Origin of the sequence: Sinorhizobium fredii USDA 257, from assembly GCF_000265205.3 — a bacterium.
Classification (GTDB): domain Bacteria; phylum Pseudomonadota; class Alphaproteobacteria; order Rhizobiales; family Rhizobiaceae; genus Sinorhizobium; species Sinorhizobium fredii_B.
This window is the reverse complement of record NC_018000.1, coordinates 448,919-473,992: the sequence shown is the minus strand read 5'-3', so window position 1 is coordinate 473,992 and position 25,074 is coordinate 448,919. Positions and strand designations below refer to the sequence as shown.

Annotated in this window: 23 protein-coding genes and 1 pseudogene; 12 read left to right on the top strand and 12 right to left on the bottom strand. The window is 59.2% G+C overall.

Annotated features, from left to right (window positions below):
* Window position 1: 1 nt before the first annotated feature.
* On the bottom strand, window positions 2-3,226 hold the full coding sequence (locus USDA257_RS02135) for an SNF2-related protein (protein ID WP_014761224.1): 3,225 nt from the start codon (window positions 3,224-3,226) through the stop codon (window positions 2-4).
* A gap of 801 nt (window positions 3,227-4,027) precedes the next feature.
* On the opposite strand from USDA257_RS02135, the gene USDA257_RS02130 reads away from it, so the two are divergent.
* Entirely contained in the window at window positions 4,028-4,255 is a 228-nt protein-coding gene (locus USDA257_RS02130) for an excalibur calcium-binding domain-containing protein (protein ID WP_014761223.1), read from the top strand.
* Window positions 4,256-4,313: 58 nt separating this feature from the next.
* Window positions 4,314-5,117 (top strand): endonuclease/exonuclease/phosphatase family protein, encoded by an 804-nt coding sequence (locus USDA257_RS02125; protein WP_041413834.1) that lies wholly within the window; start codon window positions 4,314-4,316, stop codon window positions 5,115-5,117.
* Window positions 5,118-5,735: 618 nt separating this feature from the next.
* Here the strand turns inward: USDA257_RS02125 and USDA257_RS02120 are convergent.
* From USDA257_RS02120 to USDA257_RS35805, 3 genes are all read right to left on the bottom strand, one after another.
* On the bottom strand, window positions 5,736-6,632 hold the full coding sequence (locus USDA257_RS02120; protein WP_206742318.1) for an AAA family ATPase: 897 nt from the start codon (window positions 6,630-6,632) through the stop codon (window positions 5,736-5,738).
* A 194-nt stretch (window positions 6,633-6,826) separates the two neighbouring features.
* The gene (locus USDA257_RS02115; protein ID WP_014761220.1) at window positions 6,827-7,720 is read right to left on the bottom strand and encodes a DUF7146 domain-containing protein; all 894 of its coding nucleotides are present in this window, start codon (window positions 7,718-7,720) and stop codon (window positions 6,827-6,829) included.
* Window positions 7,717-8,148: a hypothetical protein gene (locus USDA257_RS35805; protein ID WP_144051886.1), complete on the bottom strand. Its 432-nt coding sequence runs from the start codon at window positions 8,146-8,148 to the stop codon at window positions 7,717-7,719. The genes USDA257_RS02115 and USDA257_RS35805 overlap by 4 nt, the downstream gene beginning before the upstream one ends.
* Before the next feature lie 441 nt (window positions 8,149-8,589).
* Between USDA257_RS35805 and USDA257_RS37360 the strand changes: the two genes are divergently transcribed.
* From USDA257_RS37360 to USDA257_RS02085, 4 genes are all read left to right on the top strand, one after another.
* A complete protein-coding gene (locus USDA257_RS37360) occupies window positions 8,590-9,324 on the top strand; it encodes a hypothetical protein (RefSeq protein ID WP_014761218.1) in 735 nt (244 codons plus the stop codon).
* Between the two features lie 3 nt (window positions 9,325-9,327).
* Complete coding sequence (locus tag USDA257_RS02095) at window positions 9,328-10,548, top strand: tyrosine-type recombinase/integrase (RefSeq protein ID WP_014761217.1); 1,221 nt, start codon at window positions 9,328-9,330, stop codon at window positions 10,546-10,548.
* A gap of 227 nt (window positions 10,549-10,775) precedes the next feature.
* Window positions 10,776-11,237, top strand: coding sequence for a DUF6994 family protein (locus USDA257_RS02090; protein ID WP_014761216.1), 462 nt, complete (start codon window positions 10,776-10,778; stop codon window positions 11,235-11,237).
* A 230-nt stretch (window positions 11,238-11,467) separates the two neighbouring features.
* Window positions 11,468-11,836, top strand: coding sequence for a VOC family protein (locus USDA257_RS02085; protein WP_014761215.1), 369 nt, complete (start codon window positions 11,468-11,470; stop codon window positions 11,834-11,836).
* Between the two features lie 270 nt (window positions 11,837-12,106).
* On the opposite strand, the gene USDA257_RS02080 is transcribed toward USDA257_RS02085, so the two are convergent.
* From USDA257_RS02080 to USDA257_RS02070, 3 genes are all read right to left on the bottom strand, one after another.
* Window positions 12,107-12,538 (bottom strand): CHRD domain-containing protein, encoded by a 432-nt coding sequence (locus USDA257_RS02080; RefSeq protein ID WP_014761214.1) that lies wholly within the window; start codon window positions 12,536-12,538, stop codon window positions 12,107-12,109.
* Between the two features lie 231 nt (window positions 12,539-12,769).
* Window positions 12,770-13,036, bottom strand: coding sequence for a hypothetical protein (locus USDA257_RS02075; protein ID WP_014761213.1), 267 nt, complete (start codon window positions 13,034-13,036; stop codon window positions 12,770-12,772).
* Window positions 13,037-13,812: 776 nt separating this feature from the next.
* Window positions 13,813-14,016, bottom strand: coding sequence for a CsbD family protein (locus USDA257_RS02070; RefSeq protein ID WP_014761212.1), 204 nt, complete (start codon window positions 14,014-14,016; stop codon window positions 13,813-13,815).
* 173 nt (window positions 14,017-14,189) lie between these two features.
* Here USDA257_RS02070 and USDA257_RS38680 point away from each other — a divergent pair.
* Window positions 14,190-14,446, top strand: a pseudogene (locus USDA257_RS38680) (hypothetical protein).
* Between the two features lie 875 nt (window positions 14,447-15,321).
* On the opposite strand, the gene USDA257_RS02055 reads toward USDA257_RS38680, so the two are convergent.
* Both USDA257_RS02055 and USDA257_RS02050 read right to left on the bottom strand, forming a co-directional pair.
* Window positions 15,322-16,359, bottom strand: a complete 1,038-nt coding sequence (locus tag USDA257_RS02055) for an SDR family oxidoreductase (protein WP_014761210.1) — start codon at window positions 16,357-16,359, stop codon at window positions 15,322-15,324.
* A 279-nt stretch (window positions 16,360-16,638) separates the two neighbouring features.
* The gene (locus tag USDA257_RS02050) at window positions 16,639-17,163 is read right to left on the bottom strand and encodes a hypothetical protein (protein WP_014761209.1); all 525 of its coding nucleotides are present in this window, start codon (window positions 17,161-17,163) and stop codon (window positions 16,639-16,641) included.
* 156 nt (window positions 17,164-17,319) lie between these two features.
* Between USDA257_RS02050 and USDA257_RS02045 the strand changes: the two genes are divergently transcribed.
* The 3 genes from USDA257_RS02045 to USDA257_RS02035 all read left to right on the top strand — a co-directional run bounded on the left by USDA257_RS02045 (window position 17,320) and on the right by USDA257_RS02035 (window position 20,614).
* Entirely contained in the window at window positions 17,320-19,629 is a 2,310-nt protein-coding gene (locus tag USDA257_RS02045; protein ID WP_014761208.1) for an amylo-alpha-1,6-glucosidase, read from the top strand.
* A gap of 121 nt (window positions 19,630-19,750) precedes the next feature.
* Entirely contained in the window at window positions 19,751-20,068 is a 318-nt protein-coding gene (locus tag USDA257_RS02040; protein ID WP_080605503.1) for a cupredoxin domain-containing protein, read from the top strand.
* A gap of 12 nt (window positions 20,069-20,080) precedes the next feature.
* Window positions 20,081-20,614, top strand: coding sequence for a cytochrome P460 family protein (locus USDA257_RS02035; RefSeq protein ID WP_014761206.1), 534 nt, complete (start codon window positions 20,081-20,083; stop codon window positions 20,612-20,614).
* Window positions 20,615-20,665: 51 nt separating this feature from the next.
* On the opposite strand, the gene USDA257_RS02030 is transcribed toward USDA257_RS02035, so the two are convergent.
* Entirely contained in the window at window positions 20,666-21,403 is a 738-nt protein-coding gene (locus USDA257_RS02030; protein ID WP_014761205.1) for a TetR/AcrR family transcriptional regulator, read from the bottom strand.
* 149 nt (window positions 21,404-21,552) lie between these two features.
* Here USDA257_RS02030 and USDA257_RS33370 point away from each other — a divergent pair, with 149 nt between their 5' ends.
* The gene (locus USDA257_RS33370; RefSeq protein WP_080605501.1) at window positions 21,553-21,768 is read left to right on the top strand and encodes a hypothetical protein; all 216 of its coding nucleotides are present in this window, start codon (window positions 21,553-21,555) and stop codon (window positions 21,766-21,768) included.
* A gap of 20 nt (window positions 21,769-21,788) precedes the next feature.
* On the opposite strand, the gene USDA257_RS38980 is transcribed toward USDA257_RS33370, so the two are convergent.
* Window positions 21,789-22,106 (bottom strand): GFA family protein, encoded by a 318-nt coding sequence (locus USDA257_RS38980; protein WP_435369378.1) that lies wholly within the window; start codon window positions 22,104-22,106, stop codon window positions 21,789-21,791.
* 520 nt (window positions 22,107-22,626) lie between these two features.
* Here USDA257_RS38980 and USDA257_RS02025 point away from each other — a divergent pair.
* Window positions 22,627-24,390, top strand: coding sequence for an adenylate/guanylate cyclase domain-containing protein (locus USDA257_RS02025; RefSeq protein WP_014761203.1), 1,764 nt, complete (start codon window positions 22,627-22,629; stop codon window positions 24,388-24,390).
* Window positions 24,391-24,437: 47 nt separating this feature from the next.
* Here the strand turns inward: USDA257_RS02025 and USDA257_RS02020 are convergent, their stop codons facing one another.
* Window positions 24,438-25,070: a Vgb family protein gene (locus USDA257_RS02020; protein ID WP_014761202.1), complete on the bottom strand. Its 633-nt coding sequence runs from the start codon at window positions 25,068-25,070 to the stop codon at window positions 24,438-24,440.
* Window positions 25,071-25,074: the final 4 nt, after the last annotated feature.

The following is a 25,074-nucleotide window of genomic DNA, read 5'->3' as shown; positions in this document are numbered from 1 at the left end:
GTCAGCACCGCACGTTGACGGCGAGAAAGCCGATCCCGTCGATGACAACATCCCAGCTGTCGATAAGCGCGGAATAGCGCTCTAGCATAACCGCTTCGGCCGCGCCGGCGGCATCTGAACCCTTGATCAACTGGTGTCGTTGGAAGGCGATGCGTTCGCGTTCGGAGGCCAGCGGCTCGGCCAAGGCCTTGGCGAAAACCCCGCGTGCGGCGGGGATCAGCTGCTCCATTGCGCGATTTAGGCAGGTCGACAGATCGCCGTCGAAACGTCGGACCAACTGCTGGACCTGATCTCCAGTTAGATCGCGCCAGTGCGGCCCTCCACCCTTCGTCGACAATGAAGTCAGCATGCCTGCCAGCCGCGATCCTTCAACTGGTTGGCCTGGGAGCAGTGGCACGAACAACTGCCGCCGCTGTGCCCCGAAGATCGCTTCCGCGAGGTTCAGGAGACTTGGTGAGATGTCGCTCGCGTTGAGGCGGGGTTGGGCGGCGATGATCAGCTCAAGCCCGATAAAGCTAGTTGCGCCCACGGCCTGACAGGCGATCGCATAGGTCCTCCCGGTCAGGCGCTGGCCTACTGATTCGACTACTGCATCGAAGAGCGGATTACCGTAGGTGAAAAATTCGACGCGGCGCTGCTGTTGTGCGAGCTTGCGCCGGAAGGTGCCGACGCGCTTGCCGGTTTCGCCCGTCGCGTCCTTGTCAATGATAGTAATTTCCCCGTATGGGACGTTATCGGGTCGCAAACACCATACGCCTTCGGCTCCATCGGCGCTCTGGTGCCTTGACACGCCCCTGCCGCCCGACAGTACCCGAAAGTAGTCGAGAAAGGCAGCCTCAAGCGCGAGTTCACTTTCAGCCGACGGCGTGCGGACGAAACGTTCGGCACGTGCAGCGTGATACGAGGCTTCGTCGAGTAGCGCTTCGCTGTCGTCTCGAACGCGTTCTTCTGCAGCGATCGCTTTTAGCCGGGCCGTGAGGTCATGCATCCCGTCCTGACCACCGGTGAGCGCCGCATCTATGATCTCGTCCTGGAGGTGCCGTAGCGCGAATTCTAAACCGCTAACCGACTTCCCGAACAGGTCGAGTCCATCATGGTAGCATGCATAAAGGCCAGCTTCCCATGTGTCAGCGCTGACTAAAATGTGAGAGACAACCTCGCTGGAGATAACCTCCCGGCCGAGACGGTCGAGGCGGCCGATTCGCTGCTCGATTACCGCCGGCTGCCAGGGGAGGTCGGCGTGGATGAGACTATGCGCGAACTGAAAGTTGCGGCCTTCTCCGCCGCTTTCATCGCTGACCATGATCGACACGTTGGCTTCGGCACGGAACCGTCCGACATTTTCCTCCTTGGCCATGTCCTCGAGATCGCTGCGGAACTCGGTCACGGATTTCTCGCCCAACGCGTTTTTGAGGAGGGCAGCGAGCCTTTGCGCGACTCCAGGGAAGCCTGCAAACACCAGCGTCTTCCGGCCGGCGGCGATCTCGCCGCGCAACAGCGAGACGAGCGCTTCCCAGCGCACCGAGGACGTGTGCGAGGAGCGCCAGTTTGACGCCAGACGGACGGCGGATGAAAGGAGGCCGGGATCGACATGTGCCTTTACACCCGCGGAGACGGTGTCAAGTTGGATGCGCCAGCGCTCACCACCCAGGCCAACCACTGAATTCAACATCTCGCGGCCGTAGGAATTGACCGTCGCCGCTTTTGCATCACGCACGGCGGTCAATACCTCGAGTGTCGCGATAGGATCGACCAGCGCCTGCAGGAGGATGCGGCTAAACGGACGCAGGATGTCAGGCGACAAATTGGTGTCGGCGGCCAGCGCCGCAAGCATAGCCTCGGCCGCAGTCACCGCCTCGCCTTCAATCTGATCGGGCTCGTAGCGGAGCAGCGCCGGCACGCGGGTAATCGCCGCCAAACGATCCTGGCTGATCAGGCGTTCACGGCGATTGCGAAGGATACGACGATTGACGCGGTAACGATCAGAGATCGTCTGATGCGCCTCTTGCGCGAGCGCCCCAGCGCGTTCCGGGTCGGCTTCGGCGGCGGCCAACAGCGCGTGAAGCTGCTCGTCATTTTGAACGATCGGCAGAGACAACAGCCGCTCAAGACGCGCGATCACATCCCCGCTTGTAGCCTCACCACTTTCTAGGTCAGTGAGATCGTGTGATAGTAGGTTGAGCCGGCGCCCGAGCGGTTCCTGCGCCTGGTAGATGGCGAGGAACGCTTCTTCGCCGGTGCCGTCTTTGCCATAGGTCTGCGGATCGAGGAGCGCGAGAAGGCGATAGAGCTCGGACTCGCGCCGACGAACTGGAACTGCGCTAAGCAGCAGAAGGTCACGCGTACTGTGCGAGAGCTGCATCACCAGGTCGTAGAGGTGGCGCGCGTTGAGCAGATGATGGACCTCGTCAACCACCACCAGGTCCCAAGGAACCGCCAGCAGGTCCTCATCGAGACCGTCGAGCGCAAAATTGGTCGAGCATATTACTTTGGACCAGCGACCTAAATCGACAGATTCGAATGGATAAAGATCGGCAAGCTTGAATCCCTGCCCACCGAAACTGGTATGCATTTCACACAGCCATTGGCGGGTCAGCGGGCCGGGTGTGAGCACGAGAATGCGTGCGTGGGGGCGCCGTGAAAGGAGATCATGCATGATGAGCCCAGCTTCAATGGTCTTACCGAGGCCCACCTCGTCGGCAAGGATGTAGCGCCGCACCGGATCGAGAATGACGGTTCCCGCGACGAATGCCTGATGCGGGTGAAGGTCAATGCGGCTAGCCAGCAAAGCGCGCAACCCGCCCACTTGCCGGTTGAAACGCGCGAGCGCTACGAGCAGTCGGTGCCGGGCAGAAAACGTCGCATAAGGGTCGGTTCGTCCCTGGAGGAGACGGGCGGGAAGGCTGTCACTGAGGCGCACCGGCAGCGGCAGCAATTGGACCTCACTCACCGTCGCACCGAGACCGTCTTCATAGGTGATGCGATAATGGCGCGGTCCCTCCCCGTCGCCATCGATCAGGGCATCGATCGCGCACTGACCATGCGGCCCCATGGCCAGCGCCCCCGTATGGAGTTTCGCCCGCTTGAAGTCACCGCCTTCGAGCGCACTACGGGAGAAGAAGCGCCTGCCGCCGCCATCGCAGAACTTGATGTCAACGGTGCGTCCATCAAAACCGATGACCTTACAGCAGCCAAACAGGCGATGCTGAACTAGGTAGCCAAGCATTCGCTACACGCGTCCCGGAGAGCGATAGATCGTTCGGCCCACTAAGCCCGCCGAAACAGCCGATGTCGAATCATGCTTCGCTTGCATATATGTCCCCCTTGGATCAAGAATGATGCAGATTTGATTGCCAGACGCAATAGTAGGTTGGGTTAGAAGCGGCGCTTAACCACCGGTGGATTATTGGTCAGAGCCACCGCCGACCGATCGGCGATCAGGACGCCAAACAGGGCAGCCATGGTTGTCATCTGCTTCATTTCGGTTTTCCCTGCCTCCGCCTTAGCGAAACTCGAGGTTCTGAGATTTGCGATTTGTCCATCCCAATAACCGCCATGGACCTAACCGTATATTCGGCCAGATGGCCTAGGCGGTTCGATGACGACCCCACACCGCGTGCTCGGAGATTAGGAGCGGTTCTGCCTGTGGCGCTCGCCTCATCTGCAGGCCCGAGGCCAGCAACGAGCACCACCACCATGTTCCTCAGCCTGATGTCCCGTGCGGGACGTGCTTCGCACGGCAGTTGGAATTTTCGGCACTCCGAACCCGCTTGTAAAGCCGTCTTGCTGATGCACGCCGACGGTCGGCTCATGCTGCAGTGAGGCGCACTCCTCTAAGTGATTCAACGATGAGCTGCGTGCCGAAACTTCTTAGCTTCGACACTATCGTTCGATCCGTTCACGCCACCCTAACGAGCTAAGCCAACTGGCCGAATATACGCGCAGTTGCAGATCGTCTAAATCCTGTGCCGGACAACGCAAAACCCACCTCGATCTTTGCGTGTCGCTCGGAACAGGGAGAAGCCGAATGAATAAGTGTCTGCTTACCCCGGCGACCATCTTCAGCCTCTTTGTCGGCGATCTGCCGGCAATGGCCCAGACGAACAATGACGGGCAGGCCGCGTCCGAAGGCGGCGAGGTCTACTTCCGAAACTGCGGCGCCGCACGCGCGGCTGGCGCCGCGCCCATTCGTGCCGGGGAACCGGGTTCTCGTCGCAAACTCGACCGGGACGGCGACGGTGTGGCCTGCGAATGACAGGGCGCACCAAAGGCGCTGGCCTTCTTCACCCATGTAACTCGCCCGGAAAAGCCAAATGAGAGTCGTAGCCTGGAACCTGAACAACAGACGTAACAATCAAGGAGCATGGGACGAGCTTATGGCTCTTGACCCGGACCTGGCGCTGATCTCGGAAGCGAACTTCATTCCGGACGACCTCTCCGGCTTCAGCTTCTACTGCGAGCCCGCAATGGGGCACAACCGTACCCCACGCAGGTTCAGGACATGCATATTGGCAAAGGGGAAAATTGGACCCCCGATCGAACTGACCGCAAAGCAGAGCTGGGTCAATGAGGGATTGACGACCTTTCCGGGAAACTTCGTCGCGCGGAAGGTTTCGTTCGAGGCTTGGGGGGACGTCAATGTCGTAAGCGTCCACATGCCGGCGCGGCCCTTTCCGTACAAAGAATTCACCTCGGAAGATGTTACGGACGTTATGCTGCCCGGATACAGAACGATCAGCATGTCGGAACTGCTTTGGGCGGCGTTAAAGGAGACGATGCCCTCTCTCGGAGGGGATTGGATCGTCGGAGGGGACTTCAACACCAGTGAATTTATCGGCAGGACGAAACGTCAGAATGACGCCAACCGCGAAGTGATCGAACGAATGAAGCGCCTCGGTTTTGTGGAAGCTATCCGGCACATCTGCGGTGGGCCGGTGCCCTCGTGGAAATCCTACCGCAAGAGGGACATTTTCCGGCACCAGTTGGACCATCTCTATCTCTCCGGGACCTTTCGGGTCCACCTGAAGTCAGCATTCATCGGAGATCCTGAACACTTTTTCGCAATGGGCCTCAGCGACCACCTTCCATTGGTGGCCGAGATCGAATCGCCACATTGATCGCCAGGTACCAACTGGCGCTCCAACCCGGCAGCCGTCGCGAGCAGAAGCGGTTTATTGGCGTGCTCTCGGCATTGGCCAATGTTTCCTAATCGATGCGTGAGCGGACAGCCTGGCGAGATGAAAAATCCGGATTGGGCTGCGGGATTCGCGCTAGAAAGCCATCTCCCGCACCCGTGCACAGTTCTGCTTTCCTCTCTGGATCAGCGTGCGCGTCCGCTCGGGGCTCGCACAGGAGTCAAGAAAACAACAAGGCGAAAGCAAACCCATTCGGAACGACACACAGCCAAAAAGCCTGCGCTGCCGCCTCCCCCGCATTTAATCAACGCGTCGGAAGGACCCATGACATGGGTCTCCCGGCTTGCCCCTTCAGTGTCACCCCCGCTAACAACGCTAACAACGCTACGATGGGTGTCCTGTGGTTGTGCATTTGTTAGCATGTTGGCGATGTTCAGAGGGTCGGCTGGACCCTCTTTGCTTGCACCTTCCAGGTTGAGATCGATTTGTTGGGCGGTTTTCTTCGGTTCAGCGGTTCCTGCCTTGGACCGCTAGAGCGGGGCCCTCACAAGAAATCCTTCCCTTCGCTCCCTCATCTAATTGTTAGCGATGTTGGCGATGTTAGCGGGGGGACGGAGAGACTGCATAAACGCCGCGTTTCAGTTTGATGATCTCGCCATCCTTGACCATTTTTGAAAGCAGGAATCGGATGCTTCCATCCTTGCGGCGAAGCGCTGCGGCGATGTCCTTCGGCGACATTGGCTCTCTGGCATCTGCCAAGACTTTGAGGATTGCGCAGCGCTCTTCGCTGCGCTGCACCTGGTCCCGCTCACCGATGACGGTCCAAAGCGCGGTGCCCGGGTGAAATTGAACCGCCTTGTCGATCTCGTCGGCATCGCGAGAACGGCCGTAGAGTGTGGTGCCTTGACCGGTCCTTTTGATAACGAGTATCGCATCGGCGGCGGCAGTCAGTCCGAGCGTGCCGGAAACAGTATCGAGAGGGTCGTCGTCGGCCTCGGACTTGCGGAGGTGATGCACGATGACGATGGCTATGCCGGTCTCGGCGGCCAATGTCTGCAACTCGCTAATCGAGGCGTAGTCGGTATCGTAGCTTTGCTTGGCTGGCGATGCTGGTTTGCGGAAGCGGGCAAAAACATCGATCACGATCAGCCGGGGGTTATCGGCGCTGTCGATCCACTTCCGAAGTTGGTCGAGCCCACCTTGGTCGGCGCGCGGCCATTTGTGCGCGACCTTGAAATGCGGCCATTCCCGCCCGTGAACTCCGAGCATCTTCGTCAATCGCCGCTGAAGCCGCCGCTTGTTGTCCTCGAGCGCCAGATAGAGCACGTCGCCCGACTCGCACTGGATATCACCAAGGCAATAGCCGCCTTCACTGACGGCAATAGCGATCTGGAGCATGAGCCAGGTTTTGCCAACCTTCGGCCGTGCCGCGAGTATAGTAAGCCCTTCGAGTATGATATCCCCGGCGACCTGCCTCAGCGGGGGGAAAGTCTCCATACGCAGATCCGCGGCATCATATATTTCAGGCGCGGACGCTTGCCTGTTCATCCCGCCAGCTTTCCTACCGGTGTCAGACTTGCCGGCCGAACCGCCGCCGCTGCCTAGTTCCGATAAGTTGCACGTCCATGAGCCGTTGGAAACTGCAACGTCCACTCGTTCGGCCTCACGCTCTATATCATCCACGGTGCGGGTCATCCCTGACCGCCCCTACGAGTCCATGCATCCCAGTCCTTAAAGGGCGCTGGCGGTGCAAGTGCCCGTGCCTCTCGCCCAGCATTGCGCCAGCGATCTATGCCGACCAGCGCCGCGTCGCGACCGGGTTCGTCGCGGTCGCAGAAGATCGTCAGACATTCCATCCAGGGCAGCAACGGAAAGTTGCGCATAGTCGATGTGCCGCAGGTCACCCAGATTGGCTGCCACCCGCTTGCGACGAGCGCGAGCCCCTTTTCGATGCCTTCGGTGATGCCGAGTCCTGCAAGGGAAATATCCCGGTCCAGCTTGATGACCTGTCCGCGTGAAGGACCGAGCGCCAGCTTGCGCCGGTCGCCGTCGTAAAGGTCAAGGCGGATGCGAAAGATTGCGGTCGGCTCGACCTCAAGGCCGGGATCATTTTCGATTGGCGAAAAACGAGCGATCAAGGCCGGCACGTGCTCGCCGCCGAAGGGGCAATTCGGATGGTAGCGAAAGACGGGTATCTGATCGTTCGTGAACGGAGGCAGGCCGCGATGTTCAAGGTATGCAAGGACCGGAGCGATGCGCGGGTCTTTCGCTTCGCGCCAGATGCGGCGGACAAGAGCGATGCGGGACCCCTCGTCGTCGTAGGACGTCCGTTTTGAAGTGGGACGACGAGCTCTACCTTTCTGACCCTTTCCCGCTTCCCACGAAGGCAGGCCAAGTTGTTCGCGCACATAGTCCTTACACGTTTGCCAGTCATCACCTGCGAAGCTGTGAACATTGACGTCGTCACTCTCAAGCCAGACGGTTAGTGATCGGTCTTTCGGCGAATGGCCTGGGCCGGGACATGTGACAATGCCGTTGCGGGCGAGTTCGCCGCCCAACCGCCGGGCGAGATCGTGAAGGTTCATTTAGTTTCTCCCCGTCCTTGCCACCGACGATGGGCATTTACCGGTATTGATAAGGATCGGCTGCCATCGGAAAGTGATCCATCGGGACGTATAACGGGCCGCGGTTCCGGCATGTCCTCTGGGGCGAAAACCAAAAAGCGTCCGTGCGGTTCCGGGGCGATCTGCGGCCAAAATTGCCGGGCAACTTCCTCCGGTTCCCCGCCTCGCGCGACCTTCTGGTCATCGATTTCGGTTGCCCGCTCCTGCTCGCTCAAGCTGGGTTTGCCGGCCTGCTCAAAGGCTTCTCCGGCACGCGCGTCGCAATTGACCGGCTCGGCACCGCTGCCGATGAGCTCGAGTCCACCCGAATGCAGCGAGTGGATAACGCTCCTAGCAGCCGCGAAGTCACGCCGCAGTAGGGAGCGCAGCTTCGTAAATTCGCTGGCCATCAACGGTCTCCTTCTGCAAAACTGGACAAATCGCCGCTCATTTGCGCGTTTGGACTGGACGAGGACTTTAGCGGGTGCCTCTAAATCCTTCTCAAACCGCCCCACCCCTTACGACGGTTTTGTTAGGCGGGCTGCTCGCCCGCTAGGTATCTCCGCAGTTTGCTCTTTGTGGATACCCATCGACCGCAGACTTTCTTGGCCGGCAACTCCCCCCTCTCGAGAAGGTAATACGTCGCACGCTCGCCGCGCCCAATTTCCCTGGCAATGGCGCACGCCCCCCACAAAAGATCGTCCTTCAATTGCGTCTCGCTCGCCTTCATGGCTCCATTCCTCTGTCCGTGACTTGTGAAAAAGATCGTAACTCAGAAGGGCAGCTTGCGCCAAACGGAAAATTTTCATATAACGGACTTAATGGAAATACCGTAACAGGAGGAGACGATTTTGATCCCGATTCGGCTAAACTGGCAACTGCTAACGGACGGCTTCGAGCCGGTAGAGTTTAAGAACTCAAACGGTTCCAAGGTGACAATTGCCGAACCGGGAAGCGCGCGGACCGATCCGATCCTTTATGAGGCAATCCATCTCGAAGACCCGGTCGTGCTTCACTTCATCAACTGCGAGACCGATATGGAATTTATCGCCTTTCTCGCGCGCTTCGGCACCTTGGAAGAAACGGAGATCAGCAAGAGCGACGAGATCGAAGGAGACATCGAGTACACGCTAGGCAGCTTCCAGAAGCCGAGATCGTCCGGCTACCGTCGGCCGGCCGGAATTGGGTCGAATTCAGTGCCTGTAATTTTGACCGTGCTTAGAGACCGTGCGTTGTCCCTAAAGGCACTCATCAACGCAACCCGGGTGGCGCGACACATCGACGCCAAAACAAAAGTGCGTGATCTGAACGAACTGATGGATAGCGCAGAGGTAATCGTGCACCCGTGCTTCGTGCATTCCGAAGGCACGATGCGTTTTGTGTTGAAAGCCGACACGCTCTGGGACTTCATGGTGATGGAAGTGGCCGCTATCTACGAGGCAGGCGCAGTCGCAACGTCTTGTGAGCACTGCCGAACAATCTTTCTAACCGGCCCCCTTACCGGCCGGCGATCACACGCAAAATACTGTTCCGATCGCTGCCGGGTTGCGGCAATGCGCGCACGCAACTCTGCAAAGGAGGGCTGATCCATGTCAGTTCGCAAGCGCAAATGGACGAGAAACGGCGTTGAGAAAGAAGCCTGGGTCGTCAATTACACCGACATCAAAGGCGTGCGACGTTTAAAGACATTCGCGAGGAAGAAAGACGCGGATGTCTTCGCTGCCACCGCTCATATTGGAGTAAGAGATGGCATTCACGTCGCCGACAGCGCCACCTTCACTATCAAGCAAGCAGGTGAGAAATGGTTTGAGACCGGCACCAATGCCGGACTAGAACGCTCGACGCTCGATCAATACCGCCAACACCTCGACCTGCACATCACGCCTTTCTTAGGCAGCCTGAAGCTGTCAAAGATCAACCTGCCGACAATCCGACAATTTCAGGATCAGTTGCGGGGGAACGGCCGATCGCCGGCTATGATCAAGCGAGTCACCGTAAGCCTCGGCAGCATTCTCGCCGACGCACAGGAGCGCGGGCTTATCGTGCGCAATGCCGTACATGAGATGAGTCGCCGTAGGAAAAGTGCCAGCAAGAGGGAACGACGCCAAAAGGCTCACTTGCGCATCGGTACCGACATCCCGACGAATGAGGAAATCCGGAAGATAATCGAACATTCTCAGGGACGATACCGCCCGCTCCTCCTGACAGCTATCTTCACCGGCCTGCGAGCTTCCGAACTACGCGGCCTGACATGGGACGACGTCGATCTCGCAAAGGCTGAGATCCATGTCCGGCGGCGCGCCGACAAATATCACGCCATCGGCATGCCCAAGTCGGACGCCGGGCAAAGAACAATTCCCCTGCCCCCGATCGTGATCAACACGCTCAAGGAATGGAAGCTCGCCTGCCCCAAAGGTGATCTGAACCTCGTCTTCCCCAACGGCGAAGGCAACGTGGAATGGCATTCAAATATCGTCAAGCGCGGACTGCACCCCGTGCAAGTCGCGGCCGGCGTAGTGAAGCCGACCGGAGAACTCGACGATGAGGGAAATCCTATCGTTGGTGCGAAGTACACAGGCATGCATGCTTTGCGACACTGGTTTGCCTCCTGGTGCATCAACAGGCGCGTAGATGGCGGGCTAGAGCTTCCCGGTAAGATGGTTCAGCAACGCATGGGACATTCGTCAATCCAAATGACGATGGACGTGTATGGTCATCTCTTCCCAAGCACGGATGACGCCGAAGCATTGGCGACCGCCGAACGCAGTCTGCTGGCTCTCGGTGCGACACAGACGCGACATGGCGCCTGATAATTCAATAAAAACAAAGCACGCTGGCGGGCTCTGACTCCGTTAGTCCTGGTTCGAATCCAGGTTCCCCAGCCAACAATTTCCATAATAAAATCAACTGGTTAGCGCCAGCATGCTTCTGGCTGCTGATTTCATGTCGCAACCTGCGACGAATTTCCAAGTCCGACTTGTGAGAACATGTTCTATCCAGCGACTCGATCGGGCACACCTATCGCTACGTCAGATCGATGGCGCACATCATTGGAGAAGTTCCCCAAGAAGAACTCGACCAGTTCTTTTTAGTTTGCAGCACTGTCGGCGCCTACATGGTATTTCCTGCTCGAAAGATCGATCGAAAGCCGACCATCAATGGCGTACGCGGGCTCAATAGCAAGATCAAGGACCGCTTCCACCTCACCTTGGAGTGCATCAGGCGTCACTACCAAAACCAAGACAGCCCGCTTGGTGAAGCATTGGCGCGATATGCCGACTATTTCGAGCTGTTCGGCGGCTTCGAGGGATATGTCGACTTCTTCTTGCTTCAGGACCTGATTGGGAACGACGGTACCTCCATCAATTTCTTCATTCCGTTTCACGGTTTCGACACTGCACCTTTGCCGGCAGACGTCGATGAATACCGCGTGTACAAGAATAACGTCACGGCCTTCATAACCGCACGAAACCAGCGGATTGCCTTGCAGTCTGTTTAGCGCGGCGATCCAGTTCGCACGGCAGAACTTGCTTGCCTCGGCAAGCGTGCGGATGTCTGTAGTGGGTCGATCTTTCCGGTTCCACCTTCCGTCCTGGATGGGTGGAAAGTTCACATTCCTGCCGACGATCTGAATCGGCAGGAACGCCACAAGACATTGCAAGGTGCGCAGCAGGACGGCATGCTCCGGTTGCCTCTCCGTCAGGCAGGCCCAACACTTCAGGAGAACTCATGTTTGATCATGTCAAATTCGGAGTCAGCGACTATGCAGCGAGCAAAGCGTTCTTCCTCAAGGCACTCGAACCGCTCGGCGTAGCCGTTGTCTCGGAGGGGCCGCCGACGTACGGTGTCGAGCTTAGCCCAAAGGGTAAGGCTTCATTGTGCCTGTACCAAACCGAGGAGAAGCCGGCGCATCTTCACTTGGCGTTCACGGCCGAGAATCGCCGGCAAGTCGAAGCTTTCTATCGCGCGGCTCTGGAGGCGGGTGGCAAAGACAATGGCGCGCCTGGTCTGCGCCCGCACTACCACGCGAACTACTATGCAGCTTTCGTCATTGGTCCGGACGGGCACAATATCGAAGCGGTTTGCCACGAACCGTGAGGCTTAACCCTTCCATCCAGGGGACGTCCACAACCGGGGCTTCGCTGACTTGCGGCCGCCCCATGTCAAACGTCGAACGTGTGCTTCCAACCCCAATTTGCGCCGTAGCGCGAGCAGGTTCGGATGGCCGCAATGGGGTCGATTCCTTCCACCTATCGGAAACCGTCGTGCGACTGCTGATGGCGCGTACTTGGCGGATTTGGACCGGTGCCGCCATCCATGAACGATCGCGAGGGTTAGGTAACCTCAAGTGCACGGGCAGCGGACTGCCTATTGTGCTTTTTCCACCTGACCGCGGATCTCTCCGTCGGGGAACTTCGCCGTGTGGATGTTGAGATACCACTTTCCGGACTGCAAATCCGCCAGGTGCTGGTCGGTGATTTCGGCAGACCCGGAGGCTATCGCCTTGGAAATGTCGACGACCGGACCAGCATTTTCGCCCGGTGCGGCTGGGCCATGAAAATGGGCGGCCGTGACTTCCCCGGAAAGGCCGCTGGACGTGACCGTCCAGGTCAGCTTTTTGGTGTCAGTGTCTAAAGTAATGTCACCCATTCCCTGGCCAGCGCTGTCGCTAGCCGGCACTTCACTCGCTCCTTTCAAGTCGGCCTTGAATTTCAATGTCTCGGCGGAAACGGAGCCCGCTGCCAAGATTGCGAGAACGGCGAGCCCGGTCAGGAGAGAGTTCACACGCGGAGATTTCATAGCATATCCTCCCAAAAGCAAGTGTACTGCAGGTGGCCTCTCAACTCTTGAGAAGGGAATGGGTTCCGATCGTCTGACGGCGAGTGGCGTTAGATTAGCGGGCACCTCCTGCGTTGATCACCGCCAATCCACCAGCCTGAAGTGGTCACCTCCGGGCTTCAGCGGCGGGGTTCAAGTGGCTAAAATGAGCACCTGGAGTAGCGGACGCCTTGTGAGAATCCGTTCCGTCGATCAGTAGCGGTAGTACCCATACACAGGCCGGGCGCCGCGCTTGCACTTGATTTCTTCCTTGTACTCGTCGTCGTCCCACTTTCGCTCGATCTTGCATCGACCGCGACGATACTCTTCCTTGTATGCTCTTCTCTCATATCGCGGTCCGTCGTAATAGCCGCGCCAGCGCCCGTGGCCGCTTTCGTCCTTCCAAGGATCGGCTAGTGCGCCACCCGCAAAAGCGGTGAAAGCTACGCCAGCGGCGGCAGTCAAGGTCACAATCTTCATATTGAGCTCCTTTATCCGTGTGGCGAATCAACGCCTCGGGCGGTGCCTTGGTTTCGGAAATTCATCGTGAACGCCACATGAAGGCGGAACAGAGGCATCGGCGAAAGATTGCGGCACTCGCGCGGATTTCAAGTTTGCCTTGCCCAGTGCGCGCGGCGGAAATCCGCTTCACCAGGAGCTTAGCAACGCAAGCACCCCAGAAATCTAGGGTGGCTCCCATAGGACCTTAGTCCAATCCGTGCGGGCAAGGTCTGAGGTCGGTTGCAGAACGGTTTGTCCATTCCATACTTCCGCGCGTAAGCGCCGCCGGCGCAAAGGTTATCAATCAAGACAAATGTACCGGATAAGCCGCTATGACATCGCACACGGGATGGAAGGATCGGATCTCCGATTTTCTATGGGGAATATCCGGCCCCTTTTCGATTGGAATCTATATGGGAGCCGCCATGGTGATCGCCTTTCTGGCGAGCGCCGACCCGCCAGAGAGACTGTCCAAGCTTCGAGAGCGGCAGCGCCGAGCGTCCCAGGCAGGCCGGGCAGCGCAACCGACAACATGTTCCAGATCGTTCGCCGGTCTGGGTCGGGTAGCCCCGTATCGTTATAACGCCGCCGGCAGTCCCAAAGCTTCGCATCGATAGCCGCTTCCGAGCGGCTCTTTCACAGACCCCAGGCACCTTGCGTGTGCCGGCTGCCGCCCTGCCCCAACAGAAGCCATTTCAATCCTGCCGCGGAGAGGGGCGCGCCGAAGCGGGGTCAATTTTGTGACAAGGGTGCAATTACCAGGTCTGTCGATTGTACCAGTCGTCCAGATCCCGCCGCACTCGGTCCCGTTCAATGCCGTAGCGTTCCTGGATCTTGCCTTCAAGTTGGTCACGGTTGCCGGCGATTCGATCCAGATCGTCGTCAGTGAGTTTGCCCCACTGCTCTTTGATCTTGCCTTTGACCTGCTTCCAATTCCCTTCAACTCGGTTCCAGTCCATCACGTGTCCTCCTGAATTCACTCAGTGAACTCCCAACCAGCGACAGACGATTTTGTTCGTTCTCTGCTCCCAAGTTCGCTAGCTTAATCCCGGGGCCCTGCCCGTCCGGAACTTTTCGATAGCTACCTGTTTCCGAAAACGCCGATCGGCCCGTCAAAGGACGAGCGATCGTCATAGACGTGCAGAACGCAGGCAAGGCCGGCTGTTTCTCGCAACCCCCAAGCTACGCGATGCCTGGATGATAAAAGACCTCGTATTCATGAAGCTATGCGAGGCATACGAGCTTGCGTGCCTGGAGCGCGATGCTCTTCGCTGTGCGGCACAAACAGACGATGAAGCCCTCCTTCGCGCGGAAGAGGAATGCCGCCAGCCGGAGGCTGCCGCAGTCGCCTACATTATCGAACAGCAAAAGCATCCCGGAATCATATAGAATTCGGTGGAGCTGATGAGTGCTCCTGCTATCAGGAACTCGTCTTCCCACGATAAGCACGGTCTTGCGCGTGCGACCGGTCTTGACGTCGTGAGACCATACTACCAAAAGATGAAAATACCGCAAAACCATTACTATTTATGATAGTATTGAGCGCAGTAAAATGCGACTCCATTTCCATAATCATCAAGAGACGAGCCAACGATCGCTGGCGCAGCTCGGATAAGAAACTCTAGGGACTGCGATACTCTCGCGCTCACGTCAAAAGAATGCCTGAAGGAGGAGGAATCATGGACCGCTCAATCGTTTCGACCGAGGCGCTGACAGAACTCCCTGGTCTTCAAAGTGACTCCGCTTCGCAACGGGCAGAGGGCGCTGATTTTCGCGTCCAAAGGGCGGCGGACCGCTTGTGGGAAATCCTTGCCTTATCTGAGCGCGCAGGCAGATGGCTCCGAGCCAATTACCAATCGGGTTCTCTCTCTGGAGATGATGTCGTCAGAATAGACCTCATCGGGGCGAACGAGTTCATGAGAACAGCGCGCGCACAGGGATACAGGATAGCGTACGTCGGTCCACACAGTGTGAACCTCTTCTAATAGAGATTCCGCGACCATATTCCTGTCGCGCGAAGGCAGGAGCGTAGCTGTCGGTCGAGACACATCGCAGAGGCGAAAGCCACGTGTCACGCTGAAGAACAATCTGAGCTAAAGAAATTCATCGAGCAGGATCATCGGGCTTTGGATGCCTTCGTGAAGGGCAACCCCCGAACCTCTGAAGGACCTCTACTCTCGGCAGCATGACGTGATTATCGCCAATTCATTCGGTCCGCCTGCAAAAGGATGGGAAAAGGCGGCGGTGCACGCCGGTTGTCGCAGTCAGCGCCAGATCCGTCTGTGGCGCCGGGCGCGCCCGATAAGGGCCCCGAGGACTGCTGCAATGAGTGCCCCGCCGATTATGGCCGCGATTCTGGCCCGAGGCTCCGAAACGGCAATTGCATCGGCTCCTGCTTCAATCCCAAAAGACCCGTTGGTCCGGTGCATTCCCTCGACAGACGTAAAGAGATTGTCTTTGCGGTTGGGATTCGCCGGCCGGTCAGTCTGCTGAGCCTCGACCGCCGTCCATGCCAAGAGCCGGTCCAGCATCGAGGGCGCAACAATGTTGCCTAGAATGATCAGCGACGTCCGATTCCCGAGCCAGTATTCGCGCTTCGGACGGAGTGCTGCACGAACAATAGCAGCTGCCGCCACCTCCGCCCGGTAGACCGGCGCGACCGGCCTCGGCTGCGCGTCCATGTGCGTACGTGCCCAATCGAATTGCGGCGTGTCCACCGCAGGCAAATGGACTGTAGTCAGCGCGATCTTGCTGTCTTCGTGAATGAGTTCAGCGCGGAGTGAATCTGTAAAGCCGCGTATGGCATGCTTCGCGCCGCAATAAGCAGCCTGAAGCGGAATGCCGCGATACGCCAGAGCAGAGCCAACCTGGACGATTACTCCCCGATTACGGGGACGCATGACGCCGAGGGCAGCCATCGTGCCGTGGACACATCCGAGATAGGTCACTTCCGTTACGCGCTGGACCTCTTCTGGAGTAATCTCCGCCACCGGCGAGAACACGGTAGCCATCGCGTTGTTGATCCAGACATCGATCGCTCCAAGGCGCCGTTCACATTCGGCGGCGGCAGCGAACACCGCGCTGGCATCTGCCACGTCTGCCGCAATGGCAATTGCGTTCGCGCCCCTGGACTCAGCTTCGGCTGTAGCATCAAGCAGGCCCTGACTTTGCCGGGCAATAAGACAGACCTTGGCGCCCATGCCAGCAAGGGCAACAGCGGTTGCCCGGCCAACGCCCGCGGATGCTCCCGTTACGACAACCGTCCTCCCCGATAGTTCGGAATGGTGCACAAGTTGAACCAATTTGACTCCAACACACCTGGCGCGGCTATTCCTCAGAACCCAGTGCATAGTTGACCGCACGTCGCTGGCGCGGGCTTCCCTGGGAACGAAGAAAACGTTCGTTGCGCGGACTTGACGGCCGTCGGCTCAATTCCGCCTCCGGTCTTCGCAACACAGTCCCGCTCGAAAGTCCCCGCCGAGCCAGCTTCGAGTGGCGCCTCCAACTGGCGGATGCGCCGGCGAGTCACTACTGCTTTACCTTGAGTCGTGCTTCCGACTTAGCAAATGCCAGAGGCACGACTAAACCACCGGGTCTTCCAACCCGCTTCTCTGGTGCGACTTCCACAGATAGTAGCCGAGCACCGACCCGAAGAAGAAGGTATGGGCGATGAACTGCACCAGCGGGCTCGATTCCAGAAACCAGGGGAACAGGGCCGGTGCGATCACATAGAAGTTGATCAGCCAAAGGACGAGCCCGAAGAGGCCGCCTGCTCCGATAAAGGCAACAGGGCCTCGCAACATTGCTGCGATTTCACCGAAGATTATTCCGTAGATGATCGCAAGTACGAAATGGACGACGACGCCGGTGACGCCTGCCGTCACGAGCGAATAGCCAGGATCGAGTGCCGCCGGTCCGAGCGCGATCGCGCCGATCATGCGCAACGGCATGAAGAACGCCTCCGCCCCCATCATCGACGCGCTGACGATCATTTCGAAGGCAGCAAACACGATGCCCGCGACTATGCCTGCGATGGCGCCCTGCCGAAGACCCCACCGCATGTCGCGCGGTGTCACTGGCGTGTGGATGTATTCCCGATAGGCCATAGCTGTAACTCCCTTTCGGGCGAAATTTCTGCTCGGAAGGAACGGCCCGAACGGGTCGGCTGTTCCCGCCTGCCGGGTGGATTCACGGGGAATTGAACGCCCGACATTTCTCGCTGGCCACCCGCCGTAATATCCTGCAGGTTGGAGCCGACGGAAATGCCCCTTGAACTCCCCGACCACAGCCTCATTCGCCTGCGGGCACGTCCGGAAACCATCTATGTGAGCAAAGGCCGGACCGTCCTTGCGACAGGCCGGGACGGCTTTCTCGACCAAGGCCCTGACCAGGGCCTGTTCGTTCATCAGACCAGGCTTTTATCCCGCTATCGCTATCTGATCGACGGGCGTCAGCCACAGGCTGTTTCTGTTTCCAACGTGGCGCAGCACTCCTGGCTTGGCTATTACATCGCTCCGCCCCCGAAGGCTTCCGCTCACCATCCAATAATTTCGGAGATAGCCCAGGAGACGATCGAGCTGCGGCTGTCGCGCTATGTCGGCGAGGGTCTGCACGAGGATGTCGATCTGGCGAACTTCACGCAAGAAGACGTCCGCTTCACCCTCCAACTCGAGCTCGACGCTGATTTCGCCGATCAGGACGAAACGCGCGGCAACCGCAGGCAGGATGGAAAGCTTACCTTTACCTGGGACGAAGGCGAAGAAGATCCCGAACTCAGGTTCTACTACGAAGCACATCACCAGTACGATCATCAGGGCGAGGAGGGAGCAGCTTCGATCCGCCGCGGGCTCAGAGTTCGCTTTTCGAACGCAACCACGCGGCCACGACACGAAGATCGGCGCATCGTTTTCCGGATCAACCTCGCCCCTCATCAGAATTGGCATTGTTGCATTGACTTTATTCCGGTGGTGGACGGTCGCGATCTGCAACCGATCTACAGGTGCGGGTCGTTCCAGCCGCGAGCCAATGACTATGACCGCTCGTCGCAAGTCTTCATGAGGGAGGCCACACGTTTTGAGACCTCGGAGAGCGTGACGTTGGCGAATGTGGTGATCGGAACACTCGAACAAGGCAAGCGGGACCTGGACGCTTTGCGGCTCCACGATCTCGATACCGCCGAACGAGCCTGGACGATAGCGGCGGGACTGCCGACCTACGTCGCGCTATTCGGTCGAGACACGCTCACCGTGGCCTGGGAGGCCGCACTTGTCACAAGCGATATCATGCGAGGCACCTTGCCGGTGCTCGCCGGACTGCAGGGAAAGGAGGTGAATGACTGGCGGGATGAGCAGCCGGGGCGAATGCTGCACGAGGCTCACACCGGCCCGGTCGCCGCTCTTAATTACACTCCGAAGGGCCGCTATTATGGTTCGATCACGACGTCGGGCTTCTATCCGTTCGTGGTGGCACAGCTGTGGCACTGGACGGGCGACAAGGCCTTCGTCAAGCCTTACCTCGACCCGGCGATCGCCGCTCTCAAGTGGCTGGAAGAGTTCTGCGATGAAGATCGCGACGGCTTCTGCGGGTACAAGACGCGCTCGGAACTCGGGCTTGAAAATCAGGCCTGGAAGGACTCCAGCGATGCGATTGTCTACGAGGACGGATCGCAGGTGCCGAAGCCGGTTGCCACTTGCGAAGAACAGGGAATCGTCTACGCCGCCATGATGAACCTGGCAGAAGTCTTGTGGTGGTTCGATCGGGGAGACGAGGCAAAGCACCTGTACACAACGGCAAGGGAACTCAAGAAACGCTTCAACGATGCCTTCTGGATGGAGAACGAAGGCTTTTTTGCAATGGCCCTTGATCCGGACAAGCGCCAGGTCAGATCGATTGGCTCCAATGCTCTGCACTGCGTCGCCACGGGCATTGCCGATACGGCCCTTGTCCCTCGGACCCTGGAGCGGCTTTTTGCCGATGACATGTTCACCGGCTGGGGCGTGCGGACGCTCTCGTCCCTTCATCCCGCCTTCAATCCCCATTCCTACCATCGCGGCACGGTCTGGCCGGTGGAGCACGGCCCGTTTGCGATTGGCGCCTATCGCTACGGATGTCATGACTATGTCGAACGGATATGTCGTTCGCAGTTCGAAACCGCCGCGCTTTTTGATTTTCACCGGTTGCCGGAATGTATTGCCGGGCACCAGCGGGACGAAGACCATCCGTTTCCCGCCGTTTATCCGGCCGCCAATTCGCCGCAGGCATGGTCGGCGACCACCGCCTATACGTTGCTCCAGGCCATGCTGGGACTCCAGCCCTTCGCGCCTCTGCGGGTGGTGTTCGTCGACCCCTGGCTCCCGGCCTGGCTGCCCGAGATCACGCTCTCCAATCTGCATGTCGCGGATGCGACCATCACCATCCGCTTCTTCCGCAAGGCCAACGGACGAAGCGGCTACCAGGTGCTGGACAAACGCGGCTCTCTGCACGTAGTTCGGCAGCCGAGCCCCTGGTCGCTCACGGCAAGCTACTGGGAGCGCGCCAAAGACGTTCTCGCAAGTCTGACGCCGGGGCATTGAAGCGGGTGATGTGAGATCGGCGAACTCACACTTTTGAATGAATTAAGTTGTCGATTGACAACTTAATTCATCTGGACAAATCTACTGGATCTGCAACACGCATGAACCTGTGGGAGGAGACATGCGCGCAGTAATTCTTCTGACCATGGTTGGCACTGTTTCGGCATCTGTGTGTCACGCCGGCGAACGCCGTATAGGCATGGCGGGCATGGCGTATTCGCCCTCGATGATCGAGGCGAAGGTGGGTGACATGCTCGTTTTCGTGAATGACGACACTCAGGCGCACAACGTGCTGATAGCGACCGTCGGCTTTTCGACCGACCTCGGTAAGCAGGATCCAGGAAGCCAGACAACGCTTACGGTCCGCAAATCAGGGAGGTTTGACGTCGAATGCGTCATTCACGAGGGCATGCACGCCCGCGTCGTCGTAAGGCCGTAAGGGAGGGGAAACATGCACAAGATCGTCGCCATCAGCCTGGCCAGCGTCTTCGCCACAGGCCCGGTTGGCTATACCCTTGCTGGGCCGGACCGGGTCGCCTTACCGAGTGGCTATGCCGAACGCTTCGTGCTTTACAACACCGTTGACCGTCCGGACCGAAAGACCATCCGTTTCATGTACGTGAGCCCGGAGACGCACACCAAAGCGAAGGCCGGCGAGCCGGCCCCTGATGGAACCATTCTCATCATGGAGGATCATCGGGCGAAGCTGGACGCCTCCGGCAGTGTTGAACTGGGGCCGGACGGTCGGCTCGTGCCGACCGACCAGCTAACCAATATCTTTGTCATGGAGAAGCGCGCGGGCTGGGGCGAAGCATATCCGCCGGAGGTACGCAATGGCGACTGGGACTATGCGCACTACCTGCCCGATGGCGCGCCCAAGGCGGATGCAAAGTTTGACGGATGCTTCTCCTGCCATCGGAACCGGGCCGGCCGCGATTTCAACTTCACCTACGCGAAGTATCTTCTGGATCGCGAGGACAAGTAGCTTTTCCGGCGTACGCGGCTCCGATCGGGGGAGCCCATAGGCCTCGGCGATTCACTGCCGTGGCGCAAGTTGCGGCACAATCTCTTCCGGGGGACTGGCGTGAAGCTGCCGCATTTCGGCAATCGCACCAGGCAGCCAAAGGCGCACCTGGCGCATGGCATGTTCCGTAAGGTCCTCCGGCAACGGCATCCGATAAACGTGCTTGCGGATCGCGAGGAACATGAGGGCACCGTGCAGCGTCATGGCGATTTCGCGCTCTTCGTGCTGCATGGGGCGGATCGAAAGGTCCGGCAGGGCGGCCTCGCGTCTCAGCGCGCCGATGACCGGCTCGAGGATCGAGGCCGTCAGCACGGCGCCGCGCCGGCCGGGCTGGCCATAGCCATCCAGACCGGCGCGAACGAACAGGCGCATCGACTGGCCGGTGATGGCACCCACGTAGCCGGCATATAGGCGACCGAGGCGCTCGGCAAGCGGCGCTTCGTTCGAGGTGAGCGCCGTATGCCAGTCCTCCTTGCGCCAACGCGTGGCACTCTCTTGGAACAGCGCGGCGACGATCTCATCCTTGCTCCGGAAATGCTTGTAGAGCGCGGCTTGCGTGATACCGAGCCGTGAGGCCAACCCCCGCGTCGAGGCTCCGAAGCCCTCTTCCGCGAACAGTGCCGCTGCCTCCGCAAGGATAGCGATGCGACGTTCGCCGGATGGTAATCGCCGGCACTTCGGCTGCTCTCCCGCAGCGGCTGCACCATCCGGTTCTATCGCGACGATCTTCCGACGTGGCTTGGCGCTCAATCTCAGCTCCCTCAGATGCCCACCGGGCAAGAGTTCTTGCCTGAAAATAGCAAAGTAAACTGGATGAAAATACCCGTCGCCTGCTTACCTCTGCACAGATTTCAAGCTGACGAGGGCGATCTCAAGTTCGCAGCGCAACCTGCACCCACATGGGCTGCGTCGTGCGCTGCAACCGCTTCGAACAGTATTGGGACTGCCCCTGTCATGGCTCCCACACCGGCGAGCCGCTGCAAGGTCCCGCCTCGAGTCGCTCCTCCTCTGAACTGCGACGCCAGGCGTATAACCCTCCGATCCTCGTGCCAGCTACCGCGCTAGTTGAACCGGTGCAGTCGTTCGCGTCGTGTGCGATGAGCGGCTCGATTTAGCCCACAGCGGCCAGGCTGTCTCAGGGATTCGCCACAACTGTGGTTGTCGCAATCACTTCCGGATCAAAGTTCCTCATGTTGACTCCCGTGTGTCGGATCCGTCGATCATTGGTCTGCCAATGGGTAAGGATGCCGCATATGGCACAGCGGTGAAACTCAATGGTGCGCGATGCACGGCAGTAGGCTTCGGTTTCGCCTTTCACGTCGACTGTTCCGGCTGGGAAGTATCCCCATTGCGCGCCAGCCCGGTTGCAGAAGGAACACGGGCACGCGTTGATCTCGTTCGGCAATTCCGGGATTGTCACAACCACGCTTCCGCAATCACAATGACCTTTCATTTCGGACCTCCGGTCTCAGTAACCAAAATATGACCCCAGATTATGCTTGGGTGATCAAGCTCTGTTTCTGGCGCTCTATCAAGCCGTTCGGCAGAACCACGCCGAACGGCTGGTCCCACCCATCTCTGCTGATGCTGACCAGCTAGCGAAGGTCTGCTTCGGCCCCAGCAGCGGAAATTATCTACCGTTTTACGTCAGGTTCCCCAGCCAATATCTTCTCTTAGAAGTTCAACCCCGCTTATCAGTCCGCATCCTTTAGAGTTGCCGATTCATGTCGCGCAACTTGCGACAAATTTGCCTTTTTTTTCAACGCGCGAATCTCATAACGGCACCTCCGCCGGCGCGACGTGAATGGACGACTTAGCGAGACCAACCCCGCCGTCAGCCAGCGCATCGGCATGCCACACAAGAGAACGTTTGTACAAAGCGTCGAATGTTGCCCAATTCCAGAGCCGAATAGACAGGGAAGCAAGACGCCGGTAAAATTTGATCAGTGGGTGCTAGGAAGGCGCCATTGCACATGGCCAACGAATCCATCAGACGCCGGCTTGCCGCCATTTTGGCGGCTGACGTGGTCGGTTACAGCCGGCTTATGGAGCGGGACGAGAAAAGCACCCACACGCTGCTAATGGCGCGGTGGAAAGAGGTGCTGGAGCCGCTCGTCCTTATCCACCAAGGCCGTATCTTCAAGAGGACTGGCGATGGTGTGCTTGTCGAGTTCGGCAGCGCCGTCAATGCTGTCGAATGCGCCGCAGCCCTTCAGCAGGCCATGGCGGCCGCGAACCGAGACATGCCGGAAGACCAGGCTATCGTCCTGCGCGTCGGTGTCAACCTGGGCGACGTCATGGTCGAAGACAGCGATCTCTACGGCGATGGGGTCAATGTAGCTGCCCGTATCGAGGCGCTTGCCGATCCTGGCGGCGTGGCGCTTTCCGATGGAATTCATGAATATGTGCATGGTCGCACTGATCTGGATTTTGCCGACAGTGGTTTTCACGAGGTCAAGAACATAGAACGTCCGGTACATATCTGGACCTGGTCGCCGAACAACCGCCCGAACGTTCCCATCAATTCCGCCGCCGAAACCCCGCCGCATCTTCCAAAGAAACCGTCGATAGCCGTTCTACCGTTTGACAACATGTCCGGCGACCCGGAGCAGGGCTATTTCGCCGACGGCATCACCGAGGACATCATCACGGATCTTTCGAAGGTTTCCGGCCTCTTCGTGATCGCCCGGAATTCCTCTTTCGCCTACAAGGGCAAGACGCCGGACATTCGCAAGGTGAGCCGGGAACTCGGCGTCCGCTACGTTCTGGAAGGCAGCGTGCGCAGGGCGGCCGACCGGATCCGCATCAACGCCCAGATGATCGACGGCACCACCGGCGGACATTTGTGGGCGGAGCGCTATGACCGCGGACTGGAAGATATCTTCGCGGTTCAGGATGAAGTGACACGCACCATCGTCAACGCACTCAGAGTGAAGCTGACGGCCGGAGAAGAGGAACGCCGCGAGGGCCGCGGCAAGGTGGATCCGGAAGCCTATGACCTGCTCGTCCGCGCCCGTCAGGCCATCCTGCAGTTCAGCGCCGTATCGTCCACGGAGGCTCGCAACATGCTGCAGCGCGCCCTCGAGATCGATCCAGGGATGGCGGCTGCCCATGCTTCGCTTTCGATCATCGCCTTGACCGACTTCATCAATCAGTGGAACGGCGCGACCCCTGACAATCTCACACAGGCACTCGAACTGGCCCACGAGGCAATCGCGACCGACGGTACAGAGCCACAAGGCCATTTCACACTTGCGCTTGCCCTTTCATGGATGCGGCGTCTGGACGAGGCGGAGCGCGCTGCAGAGCGGGCGATCGAACTCGACCCCAATTCCGCCAACGCCCATACAGCACTTGGCACCATACGGGATTTCCAGGGCCGGCACGAAGAGGCCCTTGCGTCGTACACACGAGCCCACCGGCTTGACCCGCAATTCGACCTGTCGCTGCATTTCCTGGGGAGGGCTCTATTGAGTCTCGGGCGTTTTGACGAGGCGGAGATCGCCTTCAAGCGTCGGCTAACGCTTGCGCCACGATCGGACATGACGCGCTTTTATCTCGCCTGCCTCTACGGTCGCATCGGGCACCACGAAGAAGCGCGACGCTATTGGCGGGAGGTATTGGAGGTCAACCCGAACTTCTCAATCGACCACCTGAGGCGGGCCTTACCTTACCGGGACCCTGGCCTGCTCGATCGGCTGTTGGACGGCCTCCGCGAGGCCGGAGTCTCCATCTGAACGGAGACGGGTACGGGGGTCGTGCAGCCACCTCCCAGCGCCAGCGCTCATCTCGGCCTCCTCACCGCCCTCACCTTCCCGCTCTTTCCGCCTCCGCAGAAGAACCGATCGCCGCCATCGGATTCGAGCCCCGACACGCCCATTCCGGCCGGCATATCGAGCGTCTCCAGCACCTTGCCCGTCTCGGGATCGACCCGCCTCACCGTGCTCTCGTCGCCCTCCCAGGTGCCGTGCCAGAGCTCGCCGTCGATCCAGGTGACGCCGGTGACGACGCGGTTGGATTCGATGGTGCGGAGAATCGCGCCGGTTTCGGGGTCGATCTGATGGATTTTCCGGCCGCGATGCTGCCCGACCCAGAGCGTCCCTTCGGCCCAGGCGAGCCCCGAGTCGCCCCCCTCGCCGGGCGCCGGGATCGTCGAAAGCACGCGGCCGGTCTTCGGATCGATCTTCTGGATGCGGTCCTCGGCAATCTGAAACAGGTGCCGGCCGTCGAAGGCCGTTCCGGCGTGTGCGGCGACATCGATCGCGCGCACCGTCTCGCCGTTCGCCGGATCGAAGGCGTTGAGCTTGTCGCCGGACGCGAACCAGACATGCTGGCCGTCGAAGGTGACGCCATGCACATTGTCGGCTCCTGGAAAGGGTCCATATTCGCGGAGAATTTCGGCCTGAACGTGTTTCATATGT